Here is a 20081-nt window from a genome sequence, read left to right on the forward strand (position 1 = left end):
AAATGAAACCCGATAGGGTTTATTTCGCATGCAAATATTTAAATTCTCTACACCTAGCTTTTAGAAAAAAGAAACAACCTCTACTAAACTTGACGTCTTATGGGCTTAGCTTGATAGCGATGTGGTGCTACCCCTTGTTACCCTTATATGATGGAGATTCACATTTTCGAATTTCCCCAAAAAAAATACGCCATTCTATGCAAATGACGTCCTACGCTAAAACACAGCATATCATTTTAAGAAAAGGTATTTAGAAAACGAAAAATCAACTCATCCGGCGGACGCGTTATTTCTCCTGTACAAGGATTCTCCCACCACAGAACGATAAAATTATCGAAGAGAATCATGATCCTTACTTGACGAAACAAATGATAGGAAATTCATGATGATATATATATATTCATTATTGAAATTAGTAATAATAAAATGTATTATTGAAAAGCACTATTTATAATTCAAGTAATCAAGGCTATGTATCCACAATAATTTGAACATTCGGAAATTATAATATTATCTAAAAATGAGGTGAGATTAATAGAAACAGTACATATTAAATGGTATGGATTGTATAGTTTAAATGATTTTTATAATAGAGAAGAAGCTTTTAAGAAGGGAATATTTGCAATCTCTAGAGTATATGCTAAGAATGAAACATTGATTTATATAGGAAAAACCAAAAGAAGCTTTATACAAAAGATAAGGGAACTTAATAAGGATTGGATTTTTGATGAAAGCGAATTAAAGATTACATTAGGAATAATAGAGTTTCCTAGTGGTGAAAGTTACTCTGAAAAAAAGGTAAAAGAGATAAAATGCCTTTTGATTTTACGACATACGCCAGTAGAAAACAACACATCTTTATTGTACCATAGAGGGCAGTTTAATTTGAAAATTATAAATAAGGGAAGAAGGGGCTTAATTGTTAAAAAGATTTCTACAGGAGATCTAATGTGGACGTAATTGGAATCACCTTTGAATAAAATTGAAGGTTTCTTACGAACAGAAGCTTATCAATTTTTAATGTATTAAAATATTTTTGAATAACATATGTCAGATGCTTGAAACAAAACAAATTTTATTATGATATGAAATCTTGTATCGGAATTGTGATTTATTTCCATCGTTTAATAAAAATATTAAGAATTATAAGAATAATGCATAGAGAATAGAAGAGAAAATAAACTCGGGGGTTTAAAAAATGGGACAAGTAAGCAGGTTTCAAGAAAAACAACAAAATCGTCGTAAAAAGGTGGTTTTTAATATTGCATTTACTTTGGTATTAGTGACAGTTGGTATAGTGACATACCAGTTGTTTGACCCTTCTGATACATCAAAGAAAGCAATTGCTCAAGAAAAGAAAGCAACAAAGATAGAAGAGAAGAAACGTAAAGAGAAAGAAGCAGCGCAGTTAGAAGAGAAGAAACGTAAAGAGAAAGAAGCAGCGCAGTTAGAAGAGAAGAAACGTAAAGAGAAAGAAGCAGTGCAGTTAGAAGAGAAGGAACGTGAAGAGAAAGAAGCGGCACAGTTAGAAGAGAAGAAACGTGAAGAGAAAGAAGCGGCACAGTTAGAAGAGAAGAAACGTGAAGAGAAAGAAGCAGCACAGTTAGAAGAGAAACAAAAAGCAGAAAAATCGGTATCTCAAGAAAAGGGTTCTCAAACTAATCCTTCTTGGAAGCCAATTGGTACAAAGCAAGGGGCTAAACCTGAAATGAAATTTAAAGAAGGGACAGTAGATTGGAATGAGATGAAAAAAGCAATTTCTTATGCTGTTGATGTTCCAGAGAGCCAATTGATTGTCGATTTTATTGGGAATAATGGTAATAATAAAGCCTACGGTAATGTGCGAGATAAGCAAAGTAACAAAAAATATAAGGTTGATATTGATTGGATAGAGAATCAGGGGTGGAAACCAGTATCTGTACAAGTGGTAAAATAATAGAAATGTAATTATGTGTTTAAAAGTTTACTTTTGTAAAAACTCATAAAAGAGTTCGTTTCAATCAGGACTCTTTTTGTTATGTTACCAGCATTAATTACTAGAACTCAATTGTTAGATCCTGCTGCAGACGTATATTAAAATCTACCTGATTTAGTGCTTCGAAAGATTCAAAATTGCATTTTTAAAATACTAAATAATTAATGGTACCTTTTGAAATATTTTGGTCTCATTTCATTAGGAACTATTCCGTCTATATAACTAAAAAATGTGTTATAATATCTATTGAACATATGAATAGGATAACAATTACCTGCTGTTGGCAAGTAGCGGTTTATCTAATAAAAAGATCACTTGTTTCCAAGACAAGTGATCTTTTTATATACATTCCCTGTACTATTTTTGAAATTGAATAGATATTTCAATCTGTGTAATTACAATAGACTTAATTAAAATTAAAACTGCAACAAGGATAATACCGTCTATATTTGTAGTAAGAAATATATGAAAAATATCTTAATGCAAGGTTGGCCTATATTCTATGAGGATATTAAAGAGTTATAGGAAACATTGATAAACGGGAATTATTTTGATTACAATATTTATGCATCTTTAGGTCTAAATAGTTGGGGATTAGTTAAGAAACTTGAGATATTAGACTCCTATTAAGTTGAAGATGGTCTTAAGTGTACTTCCAATAAAGAAAATTATGTAAATAAGCTGCCCATATGGGCAACTTATTGTATTTTTTAGCTTGTTTTTTTCCGAATTGCTGGCGGTTCCCTTACTAGTATTCTTGCATTTAAATTATTTTTAATATATTATATTTGTATGCTTTTATATATTAATACATACAAAAGGACTCAAATCTATTAATAAGATTTAAGTCCTTTTCAAAGATAAAAAGATTGTACCAAAACGTAATCCAACTTATGCTTGTCTTTTTAATATGTATCTAGTAAAAAGATATTTTGTATCAATACAATTGTGTTTCCAATATAAATGGAAGTTTTCAAATAGAAGTTTATGTACTTTCAATGATAGGAGATAATGGTTAGAACATAGAGGAACAAGGAACCATACAGAGTAATCTGAAGAACCTGAGAACTATTGTATGTAGTTTGTTCATCTCGAGTACAATAAAAGAGTCTTACCTCTGTAGGCAAGACTTCACTAGTGTAGTTGTATAATATTTACATATCAACTAAGAAACAGAAACCATATAACACCAAGTAGCAGAATCCTAATATTCCTCCTACAGCTAATACTTGATTAAACCAACTCTTAAACTTTAGATTACTGTAAATATCTTGCGATTTTTCCATATTTCCTCCTATTAAGGCGAACCCTTAAAGACTCTCACCTCGTTATGGTACCATTAAATAATGACTAATAGAGGTCCAATATTGTCTAAATGTATAAATATGCAATATTGCATACAGAAATGTATTGTTATATATGTAAACGCTTACTATAATAAGGACATAAAGATTAATCACATCCCATTACTAACAAAAGAGGAGGAAGTAATATGGAAATCGCAATGGCAGTTTTAAAATTTATTGGTGGAGCAATCCCATTAGTTCAAGAACTTCTAAAAGCATTTATGTAAATTCACTACTTAGCAATTATTTATAAAAATTATCATACAAATGATCTGTAAATCAATTCATCTTTGATATACAGATCATTTGTATGAGCAAAGCCCCTTTAACATTATTAGGGAGCTTTTTAAATTTCGAAATATTTAAGGTTATGTCATATCAACATCAAGTTAAAAGTAAATTTTAAGAATAGACCTTTAGAGGATATTTTATAGTAAATCAAAATCCTTTTACAAAGTTGTAGGCATTAAACTCCCACGGCTTTTATTAAACTTTATTTAAGTAAAAGTCTCTTCAGAAAATGAAGTGAACCCCGAAAGTTAGACAGGTTGTTTCAGTAGGCAGCCTCTAGGGTATGAGTCCGGTATTGTATCGGGCTCATACCCTTTAATTTTGCATTAATTCTTTTATGATTATAGTAGTCTATGTACTTTGCTAATTCTTGTTTGAAATGTGCTATACTTTCAAATTCTTTTCGATACAGAAATTCGAATTTCATGATACCTAAAAAATTTTCAATAACGGCATTGTCATAACAATTTCCTTTGCGAGACATACTTTGTGTTATACCACATTTCTTAAGAGAATGACGATATTTTTTCATTTGATAGTGCCACCCTTGATCAGAATGAATGAGGAGTTTGTCTTGATCTGTTACACGTTCAAAGGCTCGGTCTAACATCGTTGAAACAAGGGAATAGGTCGGTCTTGAACCAATTGTATACGTGATAATTTCACCATTAAATAAATCTAACATTGGTGATAGGTATAAATTCTCCCCAAATAACTTAAACTCCGTAATATCTGTAACTCACTTCTCATTTGGTTTTTTAGCTTGGAAGTTGCCATTTAAAATATTCGGCGCATTTTTCCCAACTGTCCCTTTGTAAGAGCGATATTTTTTTATACGAACCAGACATTTTAACCCTAATTCTTTCATAAGATGATAGACCTTTTTATGATTCATTTTGTGCTCAATGGTAAATCATTGCGGTTTGTTGATCACTATACAAATGTTTCTATGAATATGACAAGAATTAATCATAAAACAAAAATACAAAAAATGTACTTTTCAAGCGGCGGCACAATGTGGGGACTAGTAAAAGATTTTACTCACTTCATTTATGGTAATGACGATTCGAACGGATTAAACGGTTACAGTGGTTTGTACTGCCCGCATTGGGGATGGCCAGAGGAAGAAGTGAAAAAGATGCGTGAATATGCAAGGGAAATTGGGTACCTAAAATCTTAATAAAATAGTTATTGGAATGAAATGAAGAGTAACCAATGGTTTATTAATGAATATATAGTGAGTGGAGTCATGGTTGAGGGACGAGATTATGGTGATTTCTGATATGAAAAGAGAGCCAGAAGGCCCTCTTTAATAGTTATTGGATTCAGCCAGTAAACGAAAAGCTTCAAACACATCAATATATTAAAAATTTTGTGAACATGAAGTGTAAGGTCCACATGCCCATCAACTTAAAAATGAAAACAAAGTGTACTTTCATTTTTAAGTTGATGGACATTTGGTGCCACCCCTTATAGTATAAGACTGTCCTTATTTTGAGCAAAAGCAATAATGGTTTAAAATTAAGGTATGAGACAAAGTTAATAAATAAATCGGAGGATGAAATGTATAAATTATTGATTGTTGAAGATGAAATGAATATAGCATATACGCTAAAAAACCATCTTAAAAAATATGGATATCATTGCCTCGTTGTAGAAGATTTTCAAAAGGTATTAGAAATTTTTCAAGACTTTCAACCCCACCTTGTCATAATGGATGTTACCCTTCCTGCTTTTGATGGTTATTATTGGTCCCGTAAAATAAGACAAATATCAAATTGTCCTATTGTGATTCTCTCTGCTCGTATGAGTGAGGCAGATCAAGTGTATGGCATTGAAAATGGGGCTGATGATTTCATTACTAAGCCTTTTTTATTAGGAGTGATACTTGCAAAAATTAATGGACAAATTCGTCGTATATATGGCGAATATGCAAGAAATGTACAGGGGAAAATTATAAAAATAGGAAATACAGCTTTAAACCTGGACACTGTACGATTATGCGCACCTAATCAGGAGGAGCTATTAACAATAAAAGAACTCCAGCTATGTACAATGTTCTTTGAAGCGTATCCTAATGTTGTAACAAGACAGCAATTACTTACAGCCATTTGGGATGAAGAAGAATTTGTTGAGGAAAATACCTTAACAGTAAATATTGCAAGAGTACGAAAGAAATTAGAAGCCATTCATTCTACTTTAGAAATTAAAACTATACGAGGAATTGGCTATCAATTAACGGAGAAACTTACATGAAGTTATTTTTAAAAGACCATATGAGCTTTATTATTTTGTATATCATTACATTTATTAGCTTACCAATTGTGATTCATCGATTAGATGGTTTTGAAAATCATTATACCTATTTTATATTTCTAGCCTTCTCTCTATTAATCATACTACTTTTTTGTCGTTATTTACGCCGTAAAAAAATGTATGCACATATTGAGAATAAGAACATTCATACGGACAGTCTTATGATTTATCAGCCAATAGCTTCATACGAAAAAGCATACGCATCTCAGTTGCAATATATTCAATCCTTATTTCTATCAAAAGAAGAGGAATATAAGAGTTCATTACATAATCAGCAATTAATGATTTCTCATGCTGTCCATCAAATGAAAACGCCACTTTCTGTCATTCAACTGCTTATACAATCTAATCAGTTTAAGGAACCAAATTCCCTTGCAGAATGGCAAAAAGTAAAAGTTGAGTGCGATAAACTAAACTTCTCTTTAAATCAGTTACTAACGTATAGTCGCTCTACTAAATTATTAGCAGATTTAAAAATAGAACCAATTCCGTTAAAACATATTGTGCAGGAAGTTATTAATGATTTAAAGGATTATTTTATTGAGGAAGAAATCTTTCCTAAGAGCACTATACCGGAGCATATATTTCTCTATTCAGATCGTAAATGGCTAAAGGTTGTGGTTTACCAGTTATTAAGTAACGCTGTTAAATATGGAGAAAAATACTCATCCATTATAATCCACTATGAAAATGGGCAGTTACTTATTAAAAATAAAGGAGAAACGATACCTGAAAGTGAAATAAAACGTGTTTTTGAATTATTTTACACGGGAACGAAAGGACGTACAAAAGGAGAAGCAACTGGTATCGGTCTCTATTTAGTAAAAAGTATTCTTACTACATTAAATCATCCATACCATCTATATTCTAAAGATAATGAAACAATATTTACAATAGACCTCTCAAGAAGTATAGAAACGGCTACCAAATAAGGTAGCCGTTTTGAATGTGACAATTTTGTCATATTGCTGTCATGTTGAAAGATGTTAAGAAGTAAAAGGCCCATCTATAATCAAATACTGAAAGATACAAAGGAGTGAGGTACTGATGTCAAACACCATTTTAAATGTAAAAGAGCTTCAAAAAGTATATACAGGAGAAATTTCCTATCAGGCATTGAAAGGTATTGATTTTAATTTAAACATGAATGAGTTTGTTGCGGTAATGGGGCCTTCTGGTAGTGGAAAAACAACTTTTCTTAACTGCATTTCAACAATCGATAGCCCAACTAATGGCTCAGTAACAATTAATTCAAAAAATCCTTATGAATTAAATGATAATGAACTAGCGAAGTTTCGTCGCAAAGAATTAGGGTTTGTCTTTCAAGACTTTAACCTTGTTCATACCTTAACAGTAGAGGAAAATATTTTATTACCTTTGGTACTTGATTCTGTAGAAGCTAAGGAAATGAGCAAACGTTTAGAGAAAGTTGCAATTTTTTTAGGTATTAAAGAAATTTTAAAGAAACGTACATTTGAAATTTCAGGTGGACAGAAACAGCGTGTGGCAATTGCTCGAGCTGTTATTCATGAACCAGGATTATTATTAGCTGATGAACCAACTGGAAACCTAGATTCTAAAGCGGTAAATGATGTTATGACATTGTTTGAGTCAATTAACAAGACCTTTAACACAGCTATTTTAATGGTGACACATGATGCCTATGTTGCTAGTTTTGCACATCGCGTAATCTTTATAAAAGACGGTATTCTTTATAATGAGGTGCATCGAGGCAATAATAAACAGAAGTTTTATCAAGAAATTATGGACACACTTACATTTTTAGGTGGTGGACAGCATGAGTTTTAATCATATTGTCCTTCAAAACATTTTGCGCGATAAATGGACATATATTTCTTATTTTTTAAGCAGTGTATTTTCCATTTTGATATTTTTCTTATTTTCGATTGTAGCATTTCATCCTATGTTAGCAAGCATTCAAACAGGAAGCACACTTAGCCTTGTAATGATACTCACGAGCTTTATTGTGTATATTTTTTCATTCGTTTTCATCATTTATTCGATGTTTTCATTTTTGAAAAAGAAAACCAAAAGTCTTGGCATTTTTATGATTACTGGAGCATCTATGAAGCAAGTGCGTAGGATGGTGTTCAGAGAAAATATGCTTATTGCTAGTGTAGCAATTATAAAAGCGATTGTGCTTGGGCTTGTAATCGCCCCGTTGTTTTTAATGGTCACCAAAAGGGTGTTACAAGTGAATAGCTTTGGTATGTATATACCAATACAGGCTATCGCATTAACTATTATTTTATTTGCAATTTTATTCTGTATCGTTTCTAAATTTATAACACGTTTTATTAACAAAGAAGAAGCTGTACATCTGTTAAAAGCAGATGTAACACAGGAAAAATTAATTGTGCCTGCACCATGGAAGTTGTTACTATCAGTAATTACCAGCGTATTCTTAGCACTATCGCTCATATTAGAAATGAATTGGGTTGAATCATCTGGAACCATCCATTACATTTTACTATTTGTTAGTTCGCTATTAGCCATATATTTTATTATCACGCAGGGAATGTTTGTATCAATTCATGTATTACAAAAACGACCGTCGTATTACAAAAAAACAAATATGCTTTACGTTTCGAACATAAAGGCCAAAGGTCGCTCACATTCCCAACTTATCTATTTATTAACAGTCTTGTTGCTAGGTGTATTTTTATGTACAAATGTACTGTACAGTTCCTATTACAATATAAATACGAGAGCAGAATCAATAGATCCGTACAGCTTTGAATATATCTCACTCTCAGGTAATACACCTGAAGTTGAAAAGAAAGATATTTCATTTATTGAAAATGCATTAGCAAAACAAGGTGAATACGATGCATATTATTCTGCATTTAAAACAGATAAAAATCATAATATTGGCTTTATGTCAGTTTCAAATTATAATGCCCTTGGTTTTCATAAGACAATTTCACTAAAGGATGATGAATACTATGTTGCAGCAGGAAATAACTATGCTCTTCCAAATATAGAATTTATTCGTGACTACCCGTTTGGAAAACTTAAATATGCGGGCCTTGAGAAACGAAATATTTTAACTTCAGGTTTCCAAAAAATGTACTATATCGTCCCAGATGTTGTTTATGAAACTATTGACTATCCTGTATTTAAAGTATTTACTTATGAAATTGATAATTGGACAGAAAAACTCGACTTATCCGAAACGATTCTTTCCAAAATTTCAACAATACCAAATGAGCGCCTAATTTCTTCTAAAATTAATTTTTACGAGATTGAAAAAACTACAGTGAGTCTTCTATTCTTTATCGGTTTCATGTTGAGCCTTATCTTCTTGAGCGCGGCAATGAGTATTCTTTATTTCTATCTGCAAACGTCATTTGAAGAAGAAAAAGAAAAATATACAGGAATCCGAAAACTTGGCTTTTCTGTGAAAGAATTAGTTGCTGTTGTGACTAAGGAGTTGGCAACTTTAATTTTTGTCCCGTTTACACTTGCATCTATTCTTCTATGTGGAATAATGCTTGCAATGCGTAACCATTTTTCATCAGCACTTTATGGGGTCACAGCAATAGGCGTAGGAATATTTTTATTGCTATTTGTCATAAGCTTTTTCATCATTCGACGAAGTTATTTGAAAAAACTTATGAATTAACAATGCATAATTCTAATAATATAGGTGCTTGATCTAAAAATAACATAGAAAGTATACCTGAAATTATACTTTTCAAGGGGTTCTTTTCATGAAAAAGAACCCCTTGGATAAATAAGAGATGCTCTTACTATAGAAACTTTATATAAGTATATCTTTGATGTAAGAAACAATATAGTTTTCCTAGAGGACTAATAGTATTTGAGTAATATATAAAGTGGAGGTTTTATATTTTTATGAGGTTAAATGCTTTTCAATTAAAGATTTTTGCAATGTCCTTATGGTCATTGACCATGTGTATACTTACATTCCAGGTATGCCAATGTGGATGCATCATCCAGGACGTATTGTCGCACCAATTTTCTTCTATTTTGTAAAAGAAAAACCGTGAAGCAACCATCTATCTATGATGGTAGGTTACTTACACGGTTTATATGACACGCTCCAATAATCTATTATTTTTTATTCGTAGCTTTTAAAGTATCTAACACGACTTTGGTTGTGTCTGCAATGAGTTTATCATCGTATTCTGCATCTTCTTTATCATGATTAGAAAGGATGGCGAGTACAATTGGTTTTTTATTTGGTGGCCAAATAATTGCAATATCGTTCCTTGTCCCATAAGATCCTGCACCTGTTTTATCAGCTACTTCCCATCCTTTTGGTACGCCCGCACGAATTAATTTATCTCCAGTTGTATTTCTCTTCATCCAATCTACTAATAGTTCACGTTTCTCAGTTGGAAGTGCAGTTCCTAATGTAAATGACTGAAGTGTCTTAGCTATCGCTTCTGGTGTACTAGTATCATGTGTTTCTCCTGGATTTACTTCATTTAATTCAGGTTCAAATCTCTCAGAATTAGTAACAGTATCACCAATTTCCCTCAATATTTTTTCAAATGCGGATGGACCACCTAACTTTTTAAGAATTAAATTATGTGCAGTACTGTCACTATATCGAACAGAAGCATCTGCAAGTTCTTTTAACGTCATTCCTGTATCCACATGCTTTTCAGTAATTGGATTATAATTAGAAAGGTCTTCTCGCGTATACGTAATCCTTTCATCAAGAGCTTCTATTGAGTTCTGACGTAAAAGAGCTCCCGCTGCTAATGATTTAGATGTAGAGGCAAATGCAAAACGATCATTTGCATGGTAAGCAACAGTTTGATTCGTACCTGTGTCCAGTGCATAAATACCAAGCTTGGCATCATATTCTTTTTCAAGTTTAGCAAAAGAATCATTACCAGTATTTTCTTGTTTGATTTGATTTGTTTGTTTCGTTTGTTTAGGTGATTCAGATGAAGTATTACTATTGGAACAGCCTATTAGTGTTACGCATGAAAGTAATACGACAGGTACAATTTTTTTGTAATGTGAAATGGTAAAGAACTTGTTTAAAACGAACATAAATTTCCAACCTCTTTCAAGAATATATGGATTTTGTTTTGGTATTTTAAATACCGATGTTAATTAAAGTGTGTATAGGATAACAATACTTTTGAAGTTGAATTTTAACAGGTTAAGCAGAATTAAAACGTTTAGATGAATGAACAGACGCTGTTTGGATCGTTTCTTTTTTTTATTACACTTGTAATAGTCCACCTGTGAAAGTATTAAACTCGCAACATTTAAATGCTGTATTTCAATACACACTTTTTTACATCACTTTACTTTTGGTAATAATAAGTCCTTTCATATTTTTAGGAATACACGTAATAGACACTCTAAGTAATAAATTTGTTCCATTTTAAAAATAGGAAGAACTTGGTGAACGGTAAAGAAAATACGAAGAATTGCAAATAAAATCTATATGGAAATCTAGTACCGTATAGTACAGTGCATATGAAAAATTCCTTAATGCTATCTCTCAAAAAAATTATGTTTTTTGGCTTATAGACTGTGTTTTCAGAAACATTTCAAGCGTGTAAGAAAAATGAAAGATAATTCAATATGAGAAAAACAACCATACTACTACAATGAAAAACAGAAACATGCTTAAAAATCCTGAGGTACGATAGCAAGTTATTTTACTGCTTAATACATTCGAACAAGTATGACAGCTTAAATAAGAAAAGCTGAAACAAATGATTAATGAGTAGTACATTAATCATATTTTGAATAAGTCAAAATGTAGGCATGCATTAGTTATCAAATCTCATTCTTAGTAGATAAAATTGGAGGGAATTTCTCATATGAAAATAGTAGAAGTAAAAGAACTTAGTAAAGAATACACAGGAAATGTTTCACATACAGCACTTTCAAATATTAATTTGACAATTACAGAAGGGGAATTTGTTGGGGTTATGGGACCGTCGGGTAGTGGAAAAACAACTTTATTGAATATGATATCTACTATTGACTCACCAACATCAGGTAGTGTATTCATTAATAGTAAAAATCCGTATCAGCTTTCGGTCAATGATTTGGCCTTATTTCGCAGACAGGAATTAGGATTCGTCTTTCAATCCTTTAATCTGTTGCGTACATTAACAGTAAAAGAGAATATGGTTCTTCCGCTCGTATTAGATGGCATGAATGTGAAGAAAATAAATAAACGAGTGAAATCTATTTCGGAAAAATTAGGAATCAACGAAATCTTAAATAAACGAACATATGAAATATCAGGAGGACAAGCGCAGCGAACAGCGATTGCTCGTGCACTCATTCACTCTCCTAAACTGGTTCTTGCCGATGAACCGACAGGAAATTTAGATTCTAAAGCTTCTCAAGACGTAATGGAGATATTAACACTATTAAATAAAGAAGAGAAGGCAACAATGATGTTAGTAACGCATGATCCAGTTGCTGCTAGTTATTGTGATCGCATTATATTTATTAAAGATGGACAGCTATACAATGAAGTTTGCTGCAACGGTGATCGCCCACTATTTTATAAAAATATTGTGGACAGTCTTTCTAGGTTAGGAGGTAATAAAAATGACATTTCGACAGCTCGCATTTAATAATGTTATACGGAATAAACGAATATATCTTGGGCATTTTTTTAGTAGCACATTTGCGGTAATGATTTTCTTCACTTATGGTTTACTCGTCTTTCATCCAAACCTACAAGGCGAGCTGACTCATGTAAGCACCATATTGAGTACGTTTGGGAAGATAGGATTTCAACTATCGTATTACTTAATCTTTGTCTTTTCATTCTTATTTATTTTCTATTCAGTTAGTGCCTTTTTAAAAAATAGAAAAAAAGAGTTTGGATTATTAATGTTACATGGAATGTCTCATCGGCAGCTTCATCAATTAATTTTCTTCGAAAACATGTTGATTGGAATTCCTTCTATACTAGTAGGAATTGGGCTTGGGATAGTTTTTTCTAAATTGTTCTTACTAGTTACTGGGTCCTTATTGGGAGTAGGGCATAGGTTAGCATTTTACTTTCCATTAAAGGCTATGGGAATAACAGCTATCTCTTTTTTTGTTCTATTTCTACTTATTTCATTATTTACATCGAAAATGTTGAAAATAAATGAGCTTGTAGAACTCATAAAATCAGAGGAAAAACCAAAAGCTGAGCCGAAAGTTTCCGTCTGGATATCCATGTTGGTACTAATTTTATTTGGGGCAGGTTACTCCTGTGTTCACCACAGTATCGTTGCAGTGAATTACATGAATTTAGATCAATTATTACTACTTGTAGGGGTAGGTGTCTTATTAATTGTTTTTGGAACCTATTTTTTCTTTAATCAATTGTGTGTATATGTGTTATATACTTTAAAAAATAGAGAAACTATATTCTTTAAAAGAACCAATCTTCTTGTTATTTCAGAATTGATGTATCGAATGAAAGATAATGCGAGAACATTCTTTATCGTTACAATTATATCTGCTGTTTCTTTTACCGCAATTGGAGTTTGTACAGCAATTGGAAATCCAGAACTAGCAAAACATGAGACCCCATATGCATTTACGTATCGATCGGATAAGGGGAATATACAAGAAAAAGCCCATATTGAAGAGATAAAGAAGCAATTAAAAGAATATGGATTTTCTTATAAACTTGTTGCAACAGAATTTAAAAGGACACTAAACGGGTTGGCATTAATTAATCTATCTACGTATAATGAATATGCAAAACAATTAGGGTATGAAATAGAGAAATTAACAAATGAAAATGATAGCATTGCTGTACGACTAAATAAGAACGAGAAAAATGCGGAGGATATAAAAACTTTTGAAATAATACATGGTCAAATAGAGGTTCCACTTTCTGTGCAAAAAACAATTTATATCCCAGAATTATCGTTAATAGAAAAGCCTGTTATTGTCTCTGATGCTGTTTATAATAAGGTCCAAAATGCTCAACAAGAAAACGTACTCCGAGATTACACCATATATGGTTTTATCGTTGAAAATTGGTCTGAAACGAATGCAGTTTCTACTACACTTATGAAGATTATTGGTAAGAATCAAGATGATTATTATATGTTTTCATCTTTGTATTTAAGATGGCTTGAATTGAAACAACAAAACGGATTACTTTCTATCTCAAGTGTAATGGTGGGTATTGTATTTTTCGTATTTACGCTAAGCTTTTTATATTTCCGTCTATTTACTGATTTAGAACGTGATCAAGAGCAATATCAAATGATTTCAAAATTAGGATTGAGTCAAAGTGAGTTAAAGCAAATCGTGACAAGACAAATGATACTACTATTTTTCTTACCGATTATAGTGGCTATGGTTCATAGCAGTTTTGCATTTCTAACGTTTCATCAATTAGGACAAACAGTAAGTAAAGAAATGTCCGTTATTCAAAGTTCAATTGTTGTATTAATAAGCTTTATTTGTATGCAAATTATTTACTTCCTTATTATTAGAAATCACTATTTAAAACGCATATATACAAAAATGTATTCATAGAAAAAGAATGTATAAAAATATAAGCAAAAGCATCCTTATATTGTAAGGATGCTTTTGTATTTACTTCAGTACAGAAGGCGTCGTCTTTTCTAACCAGAGAATGCCATCATATTGTTCTGTCGGAATCATGATTTCTTCTTTATCTTTTATTCCCCAATAACTTGCTGCAGTAGGAGTAAACATCCATGAAGTTTCTGGTAGGTAACTTTCTCCCTTTAGGTTAATAAAAACATGGGGACTTCCCACCGTGCTGATAATTTTTTCAACGCTTTGTTCTTCATGTTCATTATGTACAGGAATAATATCTTCATTACCATCATCCCAACTGCTTCCACCATACGCAAATACACCAATCGTGTACATTTGGTCTTTGATACGTTGCGGAAGATAATCCATCATATTTGGGCCAACATAATTGTATTGCTGCACCTTCGTAAAGTCTAATATCATTTTTGAATTTTGTTTTCGAATATGATAATTATGCCCCCACACAATAATTTTTTTGTTTTTATACTGCATTTCGGTGAGCCATGCGAAATTTTGTGCCATTTTTTGATCTCGGATATAGGTAGCGTAGTCTGCAATTTTAGGTGAGTAGATACCACCTTTAACTTTCATTACAGCATCTAAATGCGTTTTAATCGCATCAATCCGTATATTAATAGATTTCTCCAGAAAGTTCACATCATAGGAAGCGAGAGGTGCGACTTGGGTCAATTCAGATTTATGATTCTGAATAAATGTTCTAACCTTTTCCAACTTGTTAATTACAGGCTGTATTTCCATTTTAAATTGATCATAGGGATATGTTTTCTTTGGATCGTAATACTTATTCAGTTCAATTAACTCTGACACTGCTGCATTAAATTCACTTGCCACTTCAGGACTTAATTTTTGCAACCATTCATTTGCATAGGAGTGGAATGAAGATTTATAAAATAAATTCATATCAAAACCAGCTAATGTGAGTGGCTTTCCTTTTTCTTTTTGTTCTTTCATATAGGTAAATAATTGTTCTACTTCCTCTGTTTGCCATACAACATATAAAGATTGTTTCATCGCTTCCGTAGCGGTTAAATTATCAAAATTTTGCTGAACAGCTGCTGCTTCCCCAAGCCCTGTTTCAAAAGCAAGCACATCATATCCCATTTCCTCATGTAAGTACTTAATCATACGAATTTTGGATTGATTCATTTCCTTTGCACCATGCGTACTTTCGCCAAGTACAACAATGCGCTTGTCCTGTACGACCTCTTTAAGAAATGATAAATCCTCTGTTGTTTGGGAAGCTGGTTCATTTAATATTTTTGCATGTCCGTTTATCCATTTCTCCCATTTGGGTTGATCGACTGTTTTATCGGCTGCAAATGCAACAGATGTAAAAGTAGAACAAGCAAGAAGAGTACTCATTAGTCCAAGTTTCCATTTTTTACACACAACAACGCCTCCGAGTATCATAGTTTACAAGCTGAAAAATTAAAATGATAAAATTTACTAATATACCATTTTTTATAATAATACATACAAGGGATTTTTACAATTTAATATTTAGAAAATTAAAAAAGAATCTTCAATGTATTGAAGATCCCTTTCTTTCTAAATCACATCTTGTATTTCAATACAGATATTGCATGTACGTTTACTACATTACTCTTGTGTAAACAATTCTCTTCACATTGTTTTACTTTCCTAAAGCAGTCCCATTACCTCAGAATCTTATGTGGGATCTAGCATGAGAAAATGAATAGCAAAGTTCATTTTTATGCTTTTAGTTCAATTTACTTATATTTTCATTGTTACTGAACGTTACTTCATTAGCGGTTTGTTTAGATCCAAGGTTGCCTCGTGTGAAAATAAGAATTAGCAAAGCAGCTATACTCAATCCTATCACTACAAATAAATCCGTATTCTTTAAAATAGGGTTGGTGGAATGAGTTTGTACTAAGCTAAATGTATTTACACTCGCATGAACTAGCATGACAATAAATAAATTACCGTGATGGAAGTTATAGACCCATGTGAGAATGATTGAGATCGGTAAACATAGTAAAATAAAAATTGGCAAATGAATATATAGGAGAGAAAGGTCAGAACCCGGGCCATCCCTTTGTGCAGCCGTTAAGAAATGTGGAAGATGCCAAAAAGTCCACAAAACACTAAATAGTAATGTAGCTTTTAACGGTCCAAATTTCGATTGTAATCGAGGCAGAGCGAAACCACGCCATCCGATTTTCTCCGGTAAAGGTCCACCGAGAAAGAAAATTGCTACAAAAGAGAAGAGATAGGTTATAAAAAATTCAAAATTAAGGTCACCGAAAGTAGGTATCTCTCCATTTACTATCACTATACCCAGAAAAATTGCAGCGGGGATAACGATGAGGGTAAACAAGTACCACTTCAAACCGACCTTAGTTGTTAAAATGTTGTTTCTAATTTTCCCATGACTCTTTGTCTTTAAGAGTTCGGAACATGATACACGCTGCTAGCATAGGACCTACACATGCATTGGCATAAAAGAAAAGATTAAACACTTTTGTTTTCGGGAAGATACCCCATTGTGACAAGATAAATGGAATTAATACAACACACGAGAATACATATGCCATTAAAAAAATGAAGTTAACGGATAGGATTTCAAATACCTTCTCAAACCTGTTGATGAATATTTTGATTTTGTTAAATCCGTCAGTATAATTACCTCTTCAATTTTAAAATCTTGCGATATGTACTAATTCTACATGATCTCAAAATGAACCTTTTTGATGTAAGAAAGGGGCGATATGCTACAAAGAAAAGTAGGGATTTCTATAACCGTTTCATTCATTTCTTTGTCTACATTTAGATATATCTAGTTAATAAACAGCTTTATTAACGTTATACAGGTGCAACTAACAATGCAACCAGGAGCAGTGGTAAATCATAAAAAACATGAGCAATTACGCTTGCCCATATAGAATTGGCTTTAAATGCAATCCAGTTGAATGGCAATCTTCCTAGACCAGTTACAAAAAGAATTTGAATTAAATTCCCCTCATAGGTAGAGTAATGCGCCATTCCAAACAAAAATACACCAACAAGTGTTATAAGAATCATCGACCATTTTTCGCTTACCCCTTGTTTTTTCAAAAAGTATATCCCCAGGATAGATGGAATTAAAATTAAACATTCTTCTCCTAACAAACTGCATATAATTTGCAACAGGTGATACATAAATTGGAGTGGGCTATTATCTACAAAAATAGTAGTTTTTCCATTTGCAGCAACTGAAAAATGAAAAACAAATTGTACTAAATATGCAACTAACCCTGTCTGTATGATATTCCATATGAGTCCAATTACAATGATTTTCGTAGCCCCTTTTTGTAGAGGACTAAAAGCCGACCGAATGCCGTAAAAGCCATAGTTCAAGTATAAAGCCATTGCACCAGCTATCGCTAAAAAAGCAAACCGAAATGGAAGAGTGGTATAAACTAAACCTATGTAAGCGAGGCAAAAGACAAACATGCTAATGATTGCACGAAACATACTTGTAGGTTGTTTAGGATATAGGCCGTTCATGATGTTTTCCTCCTAATTTGTTAGATGAAATTTCCAAATTAATTTTATATCAATAAATTGAAATATAAAAGAAGGATTTTCAGAAACGTATATTTAATTCTGCATATTTTTAAAAAAGGAAACTTCTACAGTTATTCTGCTGAAATCGTAATGAAGAAGTATAATGGTTGATAAAAGAACACACATTGAACTACTCCCACTTTCACTTCTAAATGAAGTGAAAGTGGGAGTAGTTCAATGGATACTTATTGCATTTGAGGGGATAGGTGAGATATCATCTTTTTTACATAAATAAAATTTTAAATAACAAATGAACTTTAGAAATTGAACTTAAATTAAAGGAGAGTACGTTATGAATACAATCATGATTGTAGAAGACGATATGAAAATCGCTGAATTACTGGGAACTCATATTAAAAAATATGGATACCAAAGTGTTATTATAGAGGACTTCGAAAATGTCTTAGATATATTTCAAGAGATAAAACCAGATGTAGTGCTATTAGATGTAAATTTACCTAATTTTGACGGTTATTATTGGTGTCGTCAAATACGAGCTATTTCTACTTGTCCAATTGTATTTCTATCTGCAAGGAGTGGAGAGATGGATCAAGTGATGGCATTAGAAAATGGTGGTGATGACTACATTACGAAACCTTTTTATTATGAAGTTGTAATGTCTAAAATCCGTAGTCAACTTAGAAGAGCATATGGTGAATATGCTCCTAAAGTAAAAGAACGAATAGTTGAGCAATCAGGGTTATTCCTGTTCCCAGAAAGAATGGAACTTCAACTAGATGATAAGACAATTTTACTTACTAGAAAAGAAACAAATTTATTGGAAATATTGATAACAAAGTCTCCGCTCCTTGTAAAACGTGAAGTGATTTTAGAACAACTATGGGATAGTTCATACATTGATGAGAATACATTGAGTGTAAATATAGGTAGAATTAGAAGGAAATTGCAGGATTTAGGTATTGAAAACGCATTGGAGACAGTTCGTGGTGCTGGATATCGATTGCATGCTACTTGGAAAAAGGAAGGAAAGGAATAATGAAATTATTTTTACAAGAACATATTCCACTTATTTGTTATACATTTGCCCAATTGCTTATCATTCTTTTTATATATTGGTTTGATGGTTATCCACATATTTTGACAGCATTATATTCTGTATTTTTGGGTGTTTTTTTATTAATGGGTTATCTAATATATCGTTATTATAGTCATCGTTCATTCTACAAGCGTCTATCCACACCAATGGAAGCTTTAAATGAGTCAATAAAAGATAGTGATTTGACTCCATTATCAATGGCCTTAGAAACATTACTACAATCTCAATATCAATATTATCAAAACCAATTAAAAAAATGGGAACGAAAACAACAAGAACAAATGACTTTTATGAATCAATGGGTCCATCAAATGAAAACACCTATTTCTGTTATTGAGTTAATTACACAAGATGCAGAAGACTCACGATTTGACAGTATTAATGAAGAAACAGAAAGAATCAAAAAAGGACTAGAAATGGTCTTATATGTTGCTCGCTTAGAAACATTTGAACAAGATTTTCAAGTGAACAGATTGCAGTTATTGGGAATGATTGATTCTGCTATTCATGAAAATAAACGTCTATTTATACGTAGTTATGTGTATCCAGAGGTAAAAGTAGATCCGAATCTTATTGTAGAAACAGATAAGAAATGGTTTCGATTTATACTCAATCAAGTACTGTCAAATGCAATTAAATATTCATCAAGTAAGAAAGAGAAAGTAATAGTATCGGCGTATTCAAAAGGAAGAGCAATTGTTTTGGAAGTAAAAGATTATGGGGTTGGTATTCCTACTGCTGATTTACCACGTGTTTTCAATCCATTTTATACTGGAGAAAATGGTAGGAAATTTAAAGAGTCTACGGGAATGGGATTATATCTTGTTAAAGAAGTATGTGAAAAATTAAATCATAAGATTGAGCTAGAATCTGAGGTAGGTAAGGGAACAAAAATTAGAATCATATTCCCGTATGCATCTCGTTAACCGATGAAAGGTATACCTTTCATCGT

The 20081-nt window shown here is 32.2% G+C and carries 13 protein-coding genes and 5 pseudogenes; 13 read left to right on the forward strand and 5 right to left on the reverse strand.

Annotation, left to right across the window (positions count from 1 at the left end; translation table 11 throughout):
• Positions 1–525: 525 nt before the first annotated feature.
• The 3 genes and pseudogenes from JDS82_RS18510 (at position 526) to JDS82_RS30195 (ending at position 3548) form a co-directional block, all read left to right on the forward strand.
• Entirely contained in the window at positions 526–960 is a 435-nt protein-coding gene (locus tag JDS82_RS18510) for a sodium:proton symporter (RefSeq protein ID WP_088081628.1), read from the forward strand.
• Between the two features lie 238 nt (positions 961–1198).
• Positions 1199–1936, forward strand: a complete 738-nt coding sequence (locus JDS82_RS18515) for a YrrS family protein (RefSeq protein ID WP_199713694.1) — start codon at positions 1199–1201, stop codon at positions 1934–1936.
• A gap of 1424 nt (positions 1937–3360) precedes the next feature.
• Positions 3361–3548: pseudogene (locus JDS82_RS30195) on the forward strand (hypothetical protein).
• 326 nt (positions 3549–3874) lie between these two features.
• On the opposite strand, the pseudogene JDS82_RS18520 reads toward JDS82_RS30195, so the two are convergent.
• Positions 3875–4513, reverse strand: a pseudogene (locus JDS82_RS18520) (IS3 family transposase); the annotation flags it as partial.
• On the opposite strand from JDS82_RS18520, the pseudogene JDS82_RS29780 reads away from it, so the two are divergent.
• The 6 genes and pseudogenes from JDS82_RS29780 to JDS82_RS18550 form a co-directional block, all read left to right on the forward strand.
• Positions 4505–4792 (forward strand): annotated as a pseudogene (locus JDS82_RS29780) (hypothetical protein); the annotation flags it as partial. The pseudogenes JDS82_RS18520 and JDS82_RS29780 overlap by 9 nt on opposite strands.
• A 383-nt stretch (positions 4793–5175) precedes the next feature.
• Positions 5176–5868: a response regulator transcription factor gene (locus tag JDS82_RS18530; RefSeq protein ID WP_199713695.1), complete on the forward strand. Its 693-nt coding sequence runs from the start codon at positions 5176–5178 to the stop codon at positions 5866–5868.
• Positions 5865–6860 (forward strand): sensor histidine kinase, encoded by a 996-nt coding sequence (locus JDS82_RS18535; RefSeq protein ID WP_199713696.1) that lies wholly within the window; start codon positions 5865–5867, stop codon positions 6858–6860. The genes JDS82_RS18530 and JDS82_RS18535 overlap by 4 nt, the downstream gene beginning before the upstream one ends.
• Before the next feature lie 115 nt (positions 6861–6975).
• Entirely contained in the window at positions 6976–7737 is a 762-nt protein-coding gene (locus tag JDS82_RS18540) for an ABC transporter ATP-binding protein (protein WP_000072383.1), read from the forward strand.
• Positions 7727–9574 carry an FtsX-like permease family protein gene (locus tag JDS82_RS18545; RefSeq protein ID WP_000009437.1) on the forward strand — a complete coding sequence of 616 codons (1848 nt, stop codon included), beginning with the start codon at positions 7727–7729 and terminating at the stop codon, positions 9572–9574. The genes JDS82_RS18540 and JDS82_RS18545 overlap by 11 nt, the downstream gene beginning before the upstream one ends.
• 233 nt (positions 9575–9807) lie before the next feature.
• A pseudogene (locus tag JDS82_RS18550) lies at positions 9808–9953 on the forward strand (TraX family protein); the annotation flags it as partial.
• 73 nt (positions 9954–10026) lie between these two features.
• Here JDS82_RS18550 and blaIII read toward each other — a convergent pair.
• A complete protein-coding gene (gene blaIII, locus JDS82_RS18555) occupies positions 10027–10980 on the reverse strand; it encodes a class A beta-lactamase BlaIII (RefSeq protein WP_199713697.1) in 954 nt (317 codons plus the stop codon).
• A 785-nt stretch (positions 10981–11765) separates the two neighbouring features.
• On the opposite strand from blaIII, the gene JDS82_RS18560 reads away from it, so the two are divergent.
• Positions 11766–12536, forward strand: coding sequence for an ABC transporter ATP-binding protein (locus JDS82_RS18560; protein WP_199713698.1), 771 nt, complete (start codon positions 11766–11768; stop codon positions 12534–12536).
• Positions 12511–14454, forward strand: coding sequence for an ABC transporter permease (locus JDS82_RS18565; RefSeq protein WP_199713699.1), 1944 nt, complete (start codon positions 12511–12513; stop codon positions 14452–14454). The genes JDS82_RS18560 and JDS82_RS18565 overlap by 26 nt, the downstream gene beginning before the upstream one ends.
• 60 nt (positions 14455–14514) lie before the next feature.
• On the opposite strand, the gene JDS82_RS18570 is transcribed toward JDS82_RS18565, so the two are convergent.
• From JDS82_RS18570 to JDS82_RS18580, 3 genes and pseudogenes are all read right to left on the reverse strand, one after another.
• On the reverse strand, positions 14515–15891 hold the full coding sequence (locus JDS82_RS18570; protein WP_199713700.1) for an erythromycin esterase family protein: 1377 nt from the start codon (positions 15889–15891) through the stop codon (positions 14515–14517).
• A 331-nt stretch (positions 15892–16222) separates the two neighbouring features.
• Positions 16223–17146: pseudogene (locus JDS82_RS18575) on the reverse strand (CPBP family intramembrane glutamic endopeptidase).
• Between the two features lie 182 nt (positions 17147–17328).
• The gene (locus JDS82_RS18580; RefSeq protein WP_098646553.1) at positions 17329–18012 is read right to left on the reverse strand and encodes a CPBP family glutamic-type intramembrane protease; all 684 of its coding nucleotides are present in this window, start codon (positions 18010–18012) and stop codon (positions 17329–17331) included.
• Between the two features lie 352 nt (positions 18013–18364).
• On the opposite strand from JDS82_RS18580, the gene JDS82_RS18585 reads away from it, so the two are divergent.
• Both JDS82_RS18585 and JDS82_RS18590 read left to right on the forward strand, forming a co-directional pair.
• Positions 18365–19069, forward strand: a complete 705-nt coding sequence (locus tag JDS82_RS18585) for a response regulator transcription factor (RefSeq protein WP_199713702.1) — start codon at positions 18365–18367, stop codon at positions 19067–19069.
• On the forward strand, positions 19069–20055 hold the full coding sequence (locus JDS82_RS18590; protein ID WP_199713703.1) for a sensor histidine kinase: 987 nt from the start codon (positions 19069–19071) through the stop codon (positions 20053–20055). Before JDS82_RS18585 ends, JDS82_RS18590 begins: the two co-directional genes overlap by 1 nt.
• Positions 20056–20081 lie beyond the last annotated feature (26 nt).

The organism is Bacillus cereus group sp. N14 (assembly GCF_016483555.1).
Taxonomy (GTDB): domain Bacteria; phylum Bacillota; class Bacilli; order Bacillales; family Bacillaceae_G; genus Bacillus_A; species Bacillus_A wiedmannii.

Excerpts from the sequence above, each read along its gene's own strand:
- JDS82_RS18515 (WP_199713694.1), top strand. The coding sequence starts at position 1,199 with ATGGGACAAGTAAGCAGGTTTCAAGAAAAACAACAAAATCGTCGTAAA.
- JDS82_RS18530 (WP_199713695.1), top strand. The coding sequence starts at position 5,176 with ATGTATAAATTATTGATTGTTGAAGATGAAATGAATATAGCATATACG.
- JDS82_RS18535 (WP_199713696.1), top strand. The coding sequence starts at position 5,865 with ATGAAGTTATTTTTAAAAGACCATATGAGCTTTATTATTTTGTATATC.
- JDS82_RS18540 (WP_000072383.1), top strand. The coding sequence starts at position 6,976 with ATGTCAAACACCATTTTAAATGTAAAAGAGCTTCAAAAAGTATATACA.
- JDS82_RS18545 (WP_000009437.1), top strand. The coding sequence starts at position 7,727 with ATGAGTTTTAATCATATTGTCCTTCAAAACATTTTGCGCGATAAATGG.
- blaIII (WP_199713697.1), bottom strand. The coding sequence starts at position 10,980 with ATGTTCGTTTTAAACAAGTTCTTTACCATTTCACATTACAAAAAAATT.
- JDS82_RS18560 (WP_199713698.1), top strand. The coding sequence starts at position 11,766 with ATGAAAATAGTAGAAGTAAAAGAACTTAGTAAAGAATACACAGGAAAT.
- JDS82_RS18565 (WP_199713699.1), top strand. The coding sequence starts at position 12,511 with ATGACATTTCGACAGCTCGCATTTAATAATGTTATACGGAATAAACGA.
- JDS82_RS18580 (WP_098646553.1), bottom strand. The coding sequence starts at position 18,012 with ATGAACGGCCTATATCCTAAACAACCTACAAGTATGTTTCGTGCAATC.
- JDS82_RS18585 (WP_199713702.1), top strand. The coding sequence starts at position 18,365 with ATGAATACAATCATGATTGTAGAAGACGATATGAAAATCGCTGAATTA.
- JDS82_RS18590 (WP_199713703.1), top strand. The coding sequence starts at position 19,069 with ATGAAATTATTTTTACAAGAACATATTCCACTTATTTGTTATACATTT.